Here is a 9,142-nt window from a genome sequence, read left to right as displayed (position 1 = left end):
GGTGGACGAGGCCCTGGCGGCGGGGCTTTGCCCCCCCGGGCACCGGGTGCTGATCCTGGCCGGCCTGCCCATGGGATCGCCCGGAGCCGCCAATATCCTGCGCATCGCCCACGCGCCCCTGAGGCGCTGAAGCGAGGCCTCAAACGAGGGGGTGCAAGCCGCCCGGGATTGGGCTAATCCCCTCGCCGCGCGCCCGGACCGGCGCACGCCTGCGCCTGCGGGGTGAGACCTTGAAGAACGTGTACACCGGGCTTGTCGGCGACATCGGCGGCACCCACGCCCGCCTCGCCCTGGTCGACGAGGAAGGGCATATCCGCCACCCCGTCACCTACGACGAGCGGAACTATCCCTCCCTGACCGAGGTGGTGGCGACCTATCTCGAGAAGACCATGGGCCGGAAGCGGCCCGAGCGCGCCGTCCTGGCCGTGGCCGGGCCGGTGGTGGACGGCGAGATCCAGTTCACCAACAACAGCTGGCGGGTCTCGGAGGGCGAGCTCTTCGTCGCCTTCGAGTTCCAGTTCGTTCGCCTGATCAACGACTTCGCCGCCCAGGCCCTGGCCGCGCCCCTGCTGCCTGCCGACACCCTGCGGCGGATCGGACCCGACATCCAGGGGGCGGACTTTGCGCCCCTCGTGGTGATGGGCGCGGGGACGGGCTTCGGCGCCGCCGGCCTCGCACGCTCCGAACGGGGCGACGTCGAGGTCGCCGGCGAAGGCGGCCATGGGGCCTTCGCCCCCGTCGACGAGACGGAGATCGAGATTCTGCGGATCTTGTCCCGCCGGTTCGGACGCACCTCCATCGAGCGCATCCTTTCGGGGCCGGGCCTGTTCAACCTCTACGGCGCCCTGGCGGAACTCCGCGGGACCCCGGCGACCCTGGCGGACGAGGCCGCGGTCACCGCCGCCGCCGAACGCGGCGACGCCCTCGCAAGCGAGACCCTGGACCGCTTCTGCGCCATCCTGGGCTCGGTGGCCGGCGACCTGGCCCTGACCTACGGCGCCCGTGGCGGGGTCTTCATTTCCGGAGGATTGGCCCCGCGCATGGCCGACCGGCTGGAAACAGGCGACTTCCGCCGCCGCTTCGAGGCCAAGGGCCGGATGAGCGGCTTCATGGCGCAGATCCCGACCACCCTCATCCAGCATCCCTACGCCGCTTTGGTGGGCGCAGCCCGGGCCCTGAAGCGGCCGGCGGCGGGACTGAGGTGACCCCGGGGGGCCGGGCGGCCCCTCAGAAGACCCCCTCCGTCCCGCTTCGCGGTCCACCCCCCTCAAGAGGTGGAGGAATTTCAATGTCTTAATTGCTCCCCATCAGGGGGAGCTCCCCGCGCAGCGGGGTGAGGGGGTGCAACGGCGGCTCCGCAGCCCCCCTTCCAGCCCGGAGCTCGCTTCCCGGTCCGCCTCCGCCTCAAGAGGTGGAGGAATGACAACGGCTTGATTGCTCCCCATCAGGGGGAGCTCCCCGCGCAGCGGGGTGAGGGGGTGCAACGGCGGCTCCGCAGACCCCCTCGGCCCCGGAGCTCGCGCCCCGGTCCACCCCGGCCTGAAAAGGGGGAGGAATTACCGAGCCATTGCTCCCCCAAGGCGGAGCTCCCGGCGAAGGTCGGTGAGGGGGTCTGCTGAGCGCGCCACCTCCACCTCGGGGGAGGAAATGGGCGTTGGCGAACCTACCGCCCCCGGAAGTTGCCCGGCCGGCGCTCAGCCACGGCGCGGACGCCCTCGGCGAAGTCCTCGGTGGCGCGCAGGATGGTCTGCTGACCGTGCTCGTGGTCGGTCTGGGCCCGGACGGCGGCGGCGAGGCCGGCGCGCAGGGTCTTGCGGGTGGCGACCACCGCCAGGGGGGCGTTCTCGGCAATCTCGGCGGCCAGGGCCTTGGCCGCGTCCAGCAGGTCCGCCTGCGGGACCACCTCGTCCACCAGGCCCCAGGCCAGGGCCTCCTCGGGCTTCACCCGGCTGCCGGTGAGGAACATCAGGGCCGCCCTCTGCTCGCCGATCAGTCGGGGCAGGGTGTGGGTCAGGCCGAAGCCCGGATGGAAGCCCAGCTTGACGAAGTTGGCGGTGAAGCGGGCCTCGGGGGAGGCGATGCGGAAGTCGGCCACCAGGGCCAGGCCCAGGCCGGCGCCCACGGCCGCGCCCTGGACGGCGGCGACGATCGGGGTCTCTACCGAGAACAGGCGCACGGCCTGGGTGTAGAGGTCGTTGATCCCGTTCATGCCCGAGCCGCCGACGCCATCGGGGGCGACGAGGTCGGCGCCGGCGCAGAAGGCCTTGCCGGCCGAGGCGAGGACCACGGCCCGGACCGCCTCGTCGCCGTCGATCTTCTCGAGGAGGTCGGCCAGGTCCTGCATCAGGGGCACGGAGACGTGGTTGTTGGGCGGCCGGTCGAGGGTGACCACCGCGATGTGGCCGGTCTTCTCGACCGTGATCTCGGGGCGCTCGGTCGTCGTGGTCATCTCTTCACTCCCAGGAGGTTGCGGGCGACCACCATGCGGTGGACTTCGGAAGGCCCGTCGTAGATTCGCATGTTGCGGATGCTGGCCGCCATCAGGTGCAGGGGCAGCTCCTTGGTCATGCCCATGGCGCCGAAGCACTGCATGACGTTGTCCAGGACCTCCCAGGCCATCTCGGTGGCGAAGACCTTGATCATCGAGATCTCGTTCTTCACGTCCTGACCCTGGTCCAGCTTCCAGGCGCAGTGATAGGTCATCAGGCGGGCGGCGTGGATCTTGGTGGCGGCGTCGGCGGCCCACCACTGGATGGCCTGGCGCTGGGAGAGGGGCTGGCCGAAGGTCACCCGCTGGGGGGCGTACTCGATCATCATGTCGAGGGCCCGCTGGGCGAGGCCGATGCACCAGGCGGCCATCTCGATCCGGCGGGTGCCCAGGCGCACCTGCATGGGGGCGAAGCCCTGGCCCTCGACGCCCAGCAGCTTCCAGCCCGGGACGCGGACGTCGTCCAGGGCGATCTCGTAGGTGAAGGCGCCGGCCAGCATGGGGATGCGGCGCAGGATGTTGAAGCCGGGCGTGTCGCGGTCGACCAGGAAGGCGCTCATGCCGCCGCGGGAGCCCTTCTCCTTGTCGGTCACCGCCATGACGATGGTGAAGTCGGCCTGCTCGGCGCGGCTGGTCCAGATCTTCCGGCCGTTGAGGATCCAGTCGTCGCCGTCGCGCACCGCCCGGGTGATCATGCCCGCCGGATCGGCGCCGGCGCCCGGCTCGGAAATGCCGATGGCGCTGATGGTCTTGCCCGCCGCGTAAGGGGCCAGATAGGCCTCGCGCTGGCGCTCGTTCACCGTGGCCATGAGCATGCGCAGGTTCGGAGAGTCCGGCGGCAGGGTGTAGGGGGTGATGGTCGAACCCATGGCCTCGTTGACGCCGATCAGGGCCACCTGGGGCAGGTCGAAGCCGCCGACGTCCTCGGGGGCGTCCAGGCCCCACAGGCCCAGCTTCTGGGAGACCTCGTCGATCCGGGCCCGCTCTTCCGGCGAGAGCCAGATCCCCTGCCCGGCCGCATCCCGCGCCAGCACCGCGCCCTCGAGGGGGATGAGCTCCTCGCGCACGAAGCGCTCGGCGAGGTCCTTGAGCATCCGGTGCTCTTCGGAAAGCTGAAAGTCCATGAGACGGCCTCCTCCCGGCTTGCGCCCTCCGCTGGGGGGATCATAACGACGGAAACGGCCAAGGGGAGACACGACGTGGCGGAAACCCGGGAACTTGCGAAGACGGCGACGGGGCCGCTGGCGGGAATCCGCATCCTGGACCTGACCAGCGTGGTCTTCGGCTCCTACGCGACCCAGATCCTGGGCGACCAGGGCGCGGAGGTGATCAAGATCGAGGACCCGGGGTCCGGCCGCGGCGACGGGGGCGACATCATGCGCTGGGCCGGCCATGTTCCGCAGGGCGCGCCCCGGGACCTGGGGCCGATCTTCCTGACCATCAACCGCAACAAGCGCTCGGTGGTGGTGGACATGAAGGACCCGGCGACCAAGCCCCTGATGGAGGCCCTGATCGCCTCCTGCGAGGTGTTCGCCACCTCCATCCGCTATGAGGGGCTGAAGCGGCTGGGCCTGGCCTACGAGGATGTCCGCGCCCTGCGGCCCGACGTGGTCTACGTCCATGCGGCGGGCTACGGCTCGGAAGGGCCCTATGCGGGCGAGCCGGCCTATGACGACCTGATCCAGTCCGCCTCGGGCCTCGCCGACCTCCTGCCCCGCACGGACGGCAACCCGACCCCGCGCATCCTGCCGACCCTGGTGGCCGACAAGGTCTCGGGCCTGTTCATGAGCCAGGCCATCACCGCCGGCCTGCTGCACCGGGAGCGGACCGGCGAGGGCCAGTTCATCGAGGTGCCCATGCTGGAGTGCATGACCAGCTTCACCCTGGTCGAGCACCTCTACGACCACGCCTTCGACCCGCCCATCGGCCAGTGGGCCTACCAGAGGGTGGCCAACCCCAACCGCCGGCCCTACCAGACGAAGGACGGCTACATCGGCCTGTTGCCCTACACCGACAAGCAGTGGGACCAGTTCTTCGCCGCCGCCGGCATGGCCGAGAGCTTTGGCAAGGACCCGCGGTTCTCCGACTACGCCACCCGCGGCAAGCACATCCAGGAGCTCTATGGCCTGGTCGGCGAGGTGACCCAGACCAAGACGACCCAGGAGTGGCTGGACCTCCTGAAGCCCCTCTCCATCCCGGTGGTGCGCACCGCCCGGCTGGACGACCTGCCGGACGACCCGCACCTTTCGGCCGTGGGTTTCTTCGAGCGGCATGAGCACCCGCACGCCGGGCCCTACCTCGCCATGAAGCCGCCGGTGAAATTCACCGCCTCGCCCAGCAACATCCGCCGCCACCCGCCCCGCCTGGGCGAGCACACCGACGAGATCTGGGCGGAGCTGGGGCTGGAGAAGCCGTGAGGTACTGATCGGCCGCCCACCCCCTCACCCCGCTTCGCGGGGAGCTCCCCCTGATGGGGAGCAATTCAGCCATGGTCATTCCTCCACCTTTCAGGGGGAGGTGGACCGCGCAGCGGGCCGGAGGGGTCTCCTGAGCCGCCGTGTGCTAGGGGACTTCGGTCCAAGGAAGAAGGAACATCGCGATGCGCATCTCGGTCATGGGGGTTTCCGGGGCGGGGAAGTCGACCCTGGGGGCGACGCTGGCCAGGCGGCTGGGTCTTCAGCGGGTCGAGCTGGACGCCCTGAACTGGCTGCCGGGCTGGCGCGACCTGCACAGCGAGGACCCGCAGGCCTTCATCGACCGGGTGGAGGCCGCCACCCGGGGCGAGAGATGGGTCACCGACGGCAACTACACCATCTGCCAGGACCTCATCTGGAGCCGGGCGACCGACGTGATCTGGCTGGACTATCCCCTCTCGGTCAGCATGCCGCGCCTCTTGAGGCGCACCCTGGACCGGGCGGTCACGGGGCGGGAGCTGTGGGAGGGGACAGGCAACCGCGAGCGCTTCACCCGCTGGTTCGACAAGGACCATCCGGTCTGGTTCACCCTGCGCCACCGCACCCGGGCGAACGCCAGGCGCGAGGCGTGGTTCGCGGACCCCAAGTGGGCGGCGGTGCGAAAGCACAGGGTGACGTCGCCCAAGGAGGCCGAGGCCCTGATAGAGCGGCTGGCGGCCCTCGACGCTGACGGCCAGCAGGCATGAAAACGCCCGGCGAGCCTCTCGGACCGTCGGGCGTCATCGTGCGGTAGGGACGCCCCCGGAAGGCTACTGCTTGACGCCTTCCTTGGCCTCGTCGGCTGTCTTGGTGACAGCCTGGCCGGCCGCCGAGACGTCCTTGCCGACGCCGGCGATGGTGTTGCAACCGGCCACGGCGAGGGTCGCCGCGGCGGCCGCGAGGATGAGGATCTTGCGCATGTCGGCCATCCTTTGCCCGAGGCTGATGAGTACCGCCCCTTAAGCCAAGGTTTTGGTTAACAGACGCTGAACAGACCCTCAGAGCGGCCGGAAAACCGGCGCCGGGGGGCCGCCTTCGGTGGGCTGGAAGCGCACCTTGACCCTCTGGCCGATCCTCAGGGAGTCCGGGTCGCAGTCCACGAAGTTGGTCAGCACCGCCGGGCCCTCGTCGAGGGTGACGTAGCCGATCACATAGGGACCCGTGGGCGAGCGCCGCATGATGGAGAAGGTGTAGATCTCGCCCTCCCCGGGGCTTTCCTCCCACACCGTGTCGTCCGAGGCGCAGAAGGGGCAGATGGCGCGGGGGTACCAGTGCGCCTTGCCGCAGGCGGTGCAGCGCTTGATCAGGAACCGGCCCTCGGCGGCGGCGTCCCAGAAGGGCTTGCTCTCGACCGTGACGGCGGGGGCGGGAATGGCCCGGCCGGCGGGTTTGGCTTCAGCTTCGCTCATCGTCCTACTCCCGCTCGAGGATGACCGTGGCCGCGCCGTGGCGCGTGCCCAGGGATCCGCCCGTGCCGTGGGCGAGGGCCAGGTCGCAGTTGGCCACCTGGACCTTGGGGTGGGCCTCGCCGCGCAGCTGGCGCACCGCCTCGATGACCTTGGTGATGCCGCCCCGGTTGGTGGGGTGGTTGTTGCACAGGCCGCCGCCGTCGGTGTTGAAGGGCAGCTTGCCAACCCCCGAGATCAGGTTGCCGTCGGCCACGAAGCGGCCGCCCTGGCCCTTGGGGCAGAAGCCCAGGTCCTCGAGCTGCATCAGCACGGTGATGGTGAAGCTGTCGTAGATGGAGGCGTACTTGATGTCGGCGGGGGTGACGCCGGCCTCCTCGAAGGCCCGGGGGCCGGACCAGACCGCGCCGGAACACGTCAGGTCCAGGCAGTGGCCGCCGCTGGGGCCCTTGGGCGCCTCGCCGGAGCCGATCACCTTGACCTTCGGCCGGTTCAGGCTGCGCGCTGCCTCGGGCGAGGTGACGATCAGGGCGCCGCCGCCGTCGGTGACGACGCAGCAGTCCAGGAGGTGCAGGGGATCGGCGATCATCCGTGAATTGACCACGTCCTCGACCGTGACCACGTCCTTCAGGAAGGCGTGCTCATTCCACTGGGCGTGGTGGCTGGCGGCCACCTTGATCCAGGCCAGCTGCTCGGAGGTGGTGCCGTAGTCGTGCATGTGGCGCATGGCGCACATGCCGTAGGTGTTGTGGGTCGAGCCGCCGTAGATGTTCTCGAAGCCGGCCTCGGGCGGGCCGTCGGACAGCTGGCCCGGGCGCGCGCCGCCGCCGCCGGGACGGCCGCCCTGCCCCTGGCGCGGGCGCCCGGCCAGGGTGATCAGGGCCACCTGGCACTTGCCGGCGGCGATGGCCTGGACCGCGTGGCCCACGTGCAGGATGTAGGAGGAGCCGCCGGTCTCGGTGGAGTCCAGGTGGCGGACATTGCGCAGGCCCATATAGTCGACCATGGACATGCCGCCGAAGCCCGGCGCGTCGCCGGCGCAGAAATAGCCGTCCACGTCGTCAAAGGAGAGGCCGGCGTCGGCCAGGGCCCCCCGGGCGCTCTCGGCGTGCAGCTGGGCGCTGGTCTTGTCGGGGGCGTCGCGGGTGGGATGCTCCCACGCCCCCATGATGTAGGCCTTGCCTTTCAGGCTCATGATCCTCCCCCTCCGGTTTGCGTGCGCCGGTTGATGGGCAGGGCTTACCGCGCCCCGGTGAAGGGGGAAAGCCCCGAGGCGGGCGCGCGCCTTTGGGGAGGAATGACTCAGCAATTGCTCCCCATCAGGGGGAGCTCCCGGCAAAGCCGGGTGAGGGGGTCAAACCCCGTCGCCGTTGACCCCCTCCGGCCCGCTTTCGCGGTCCACCTCCCCCTCGGGGGAGGAATGAGAGAGCCAATTGCTCCCCATCAGGGGGAGCTCCCGGCGAAGCCGGGTGAGGGAGTCAACGGCGCCTCAGCTGACCCCCCTGCACCCCGAGGCGGGCCCTGTTCGCCCCGCCCGGGATGGACTAGCCTCTCCCCATGGCCGAGTTCTTTGACAGCCTGACGGAAGACCATGTGGCGATGATCGCCCGCCAGCCGGTCTTCTTCGTCGCCACCGCCGCCGCGGACGGGCGGATCAACCTGTCCCCCAAGGGCCTGGCCGACACCCTGAAGGTTCTGTCTCCCCACCGGGTCGCCTACCTGGACCTCGCCGGGTCGGGCAACGAGACCCACGCCCATCTGGCCGCAGACGGGCGCATCACCCTGATGATGTGCAACTTCGAGGCGCCGGCCCTGATCCTGCGCCTCTACGGCCGCGGCCGACCTGTGCTGCCGGCGGATCCGGACTGGGAAGGCCTCGCCCGCCATTTCGAGCTGCGGCCCGGCGTGCGCCAGATCTTCGAAATCACCGTCGAGGGCGTGCAGACCAGCTGCGGCTGGGGCGTGCCGGTGATGAGCCTGGACCACCACCGCGAGACCCTGCCCCGCTATCACGCCGCCCAGGACCCCGAAGCCTGGGTGAAAAAGCAGGCCGGGCGGACCCGCAGCCTCGACGGGCTTCCCACCCGGGCCACCGACCGCTACATCGCCGGCCCGGCCGACGGAGGAGACGCCCCATGACGACCCTCGCCGACCTCTGCGACGCCCATGAGGACGTGATCGAGGTCTGCCACGTCCCCTTCCGGGACTTCGGCGGCCGTACGGCCTTTGCCGGCCCGATCCGCACCGTGCGCTGCTTCGAGGACAACGCCCTGGTCAAGGAGGCCCTGTCGGAGCCCGGCCGGGGGGCGGTGCTGGTGGTGGACGGCGGCGGCTCCCTGCGCCGGTCCCTGCTGGGCGACAGCCTGGCCGCCGACGCCGTGAAGAACGGCTGGGCCGGAGTGGTGGTGTTCGGCGCCGTGCGCGATACGGCCCAGCTCGCCCGCATCAAGCTGGGGATCAAGGCCCTGGGAACCTGCCCCATGCGCACGGTCAAGCGCGGCGAGGGCCTGCGCGACGCCCCCGTCGCCTTCGGCGGCGTGGTCTTCGTGCCCGGCGACCTCCTCCACGCCGACGCCGACGGCCTGGCCGTGCTGCCGGTGGAGGACGACGAAGGTTAGGGCTGGGGGCGCGGCGTCCAGGCGGGCTTGCCTCCGCCCGGCGCCATCGCTAGTTTCCGCGCCTCGCCCTCACCGGCCCCCTCCGGGGCGCCGTTCCTCGTCGGAGAGGTGGCTGAGTGGTCGAAAGCACCGCACTCGAAATGCGGCGTACCTTTACGGGTACCGTGGGTTCGAATC

10 protein-coding genes are annotated in these 9,142 nt (G+C 70.5%); 5 read left to right on the top strand and 5 right to left on the bottom strand.

Going from position 1 to position 9,142, the window contains the following annotated elements:
* Window positions 1–239 precede the first annotated feature (239 nt).
* On the top strand, window positions 240–1,205 hold the full coding sequence (glk, locus tag INE98_RS09325) for a glucokinase (RefSeq protein ID WP_293538447.1): 966 nt from the start codon (window positions 240–242) through the stop codon (window positions 1,203–1,205).
* 458 nt (window positions 1,206–1,663) lie between these two features.
* On the opposite strand, the gene INE98_RS09320 is transcribed toward glk, so the two are convergent.
* A complete protein-coding gene (locus INE98_RS09320; protein WP_293538446.1) occupies window positions 1,664–2,449 on the bottom strand; it encodes an enoyl-CoA hydratase/isomerase family protein in 786 nt (261 codons plus the stop codon).
* Entirely contained in the window at window positions 2,446–3,612 is a 1,167-nt protein-coding gene (locus INE98_RS09315; protein WP_293516125.1) for an acyl-CoA dehydrogenase family protein, read from the bottom strand. The genes INE98_RS09320 and INE98_RS09315 overlap by 4 nt, the downstream gene beginning before the upstream one ends.
* Window positions 3,613–3,687: 75 nt before the next feature.
* On the opposite strand from INE98_RS09315, the gene INE98_RS09310 reads away from it, so the two are divergent.
* Together INE98_RS09310 and INE98_RS09305 are read left to right on the top strand one after the other, a co-directional pair.
* Window positions 3,688–4,905 carry a CoA transferase gene (locus tag INE98_RS09310; protein WP_293538445.1) on the top strand — a complete coding sequence of 406 codons (1,218 nt, stop codon included), beginning with the start codon at window positions 3,688–3,690 and terminating at the stop codon, window positions 4,903–4,905.
* A gap of 182 nt (window positions 4,906–5,087) precedes the next feature.
* Window positions 5,088–5,648, top strand: a complete 561-nt coding sequence (locus tag INE98_RS09305; protein ID WP_293538444.1) for a hypothetical protein — start codon at window positions 5,088–5,090, stop codon at window positions 5,646–5,648.
* Between the two features lie 63 nt (window positions 5,649–5,711).
* Here INE98_RS09305 and INE98_RS09300 read toward each other — a convergent pair whose 3' ends face one another.
* The 3 genes from INE98_RS09300 to INE98_RS09290 form a co-directional block, all read right to left on the bottom strand.
* Window positions 5,712–5,861, bottom strand: coding sequence for an entericidin A/B family lipoprotein (locus INE98_RS09300; protein WP_293516122.1), 150 nt, complete (start codon window positions 5,859–5,861; stop codon window positions 5,712–5,714).
* A 78-nt stretch (window positions 5,862–5,939) separates the two neighbouring features.
* Window positions 5,940–6,350: a Zn-ribbon domain-containing OB-fold protein gene (locus INE98_RS09295; RefSeq protein WP_293519599.1), complete on the bottom strand. Its 411-nt coding sequence runs from the start codon at window positions 6,348–6,350 to the stop codon at window positions 5,940–5,942.
* A 4-nt stretch (window positions 6,351–6,354) separates the two neighbouring features.
* Window positions 6,355–7,542, bottom strand: a complete 1,188-nt coding sequence (locus INE98_RS09290; protein WP_293538443.1) for a thiolase domain-containing protein — start codon at window positions 7,540–7,542, stop codon at window positions 6,355–6,357.
* A gap of 362 nt (window positions 7,543–7,904) precedes the next feature.
* Here INE98_RS09290 and INE98_RS09285 point away from each other — a divergent pair, with 362 nt between their 5' ends.
* The gene (locus INE98_RS09285) at window positions 7,905–8,486 is read left to right on the top strand and encodes a pyridoxamine 5'-phosphate oxidase family protein (RefSeq protein WP_293538442.1); all 582 of its coding nucleotides are present in this window, start codon (window positions 7,905–7,907) and stop codon (window positions 8,484–8,486) included.
* Window positions 8,483–8,965, top strand: a complete 483-nt coding sequence (gene rraA, locus INE98_RS09280) for a ribonuclease E activity regulator RraA (protein WP_293529702.1) — start codon at window positions 8,483–8,485, stop codon at window positions 8,963–8,965. Before INE98_RS09285 ends, rraA begins: the two co-directional genes overlap by 4 nt.
* The last annotated feature ends 177 nt before the right edge of the window (window positions 8,966–9,142 follow it).

It is taken from the genome of Phenylobacterium sp., assembly GCF_020253645.1.
GTDB lineage: Bacteria > Pseudomonadota > Alphaproteobacteria > Caulobacterales > Caulobacteraceae > Phenylobacterium.
Note: the sequence above shows the minus strand (reverse complement) of the source record. Positions and strands in the feature narration are given on the sequence as shown.

What these genes read in the sequence shown, in the direction of transcription:
- INE98_RS09320 (WP_293538446.1), bottom strand. Translation starts at nt 2,449, where the DNA reads ATGACCACGACGACCGAGCGCCCCGAGATCACGGTCGAGAAGACCGGC.
- INE98_RS09315 (WP_293516125.1), bottom strand. Translation starts at nt 3,612, where the DNA reads ATGGACTTTCAGCTTTCCGAAGAGCACCGGATGCTCAAGGACCTCGCC.
- INE98_RS09305 (WP_293538444.1), top strand. Translation starts at nt 5,088, where the DNA reads ATGCGCATCTCGGTCATGGGGGTTTCCGGGGCGGGGAAGTCGACCCTG.
- INE98_RS09300 (WP_293516122.1), bottom strand. Translation starts at nt 5,861, where the DNA reads ATGCGCAAGATCCTCATCCTCGCGGCCGCCGCGGCGACCCTCGCCGTG.
- INE98_RS09295 (WP_293519599.1), bottom strand. Translation starts at nt 6,350, where the DNA reads ATGAGCGAAGCTGAAGCCAAACCCGCCGGCCGGGCCATTCCCGCCCCC.
- INE98_RS09290 (WP_293538443.1), bottom strand. Translation starts at nt 7,542, where the DNA reads ATGAGCCTGAAAGGCAAGGCCTACATCATGGGGGCGTGGGAGCATCCC.
- INE98_RS09285 (WP_293538442.1), top strand. Translation starts at nt 7,905, where the DNA reads ATGGCCGAGTTCTTTGACAGCCTGACGGAAGACCATGTGGCGATGATC.
- rraA (WP_293529702.1), top strand. Translation starts at nt 8,483, where the DNA reads ATGACGACCCTCGCCGACCTCTGCGACGCCCATGAGGACGTGATCGAG.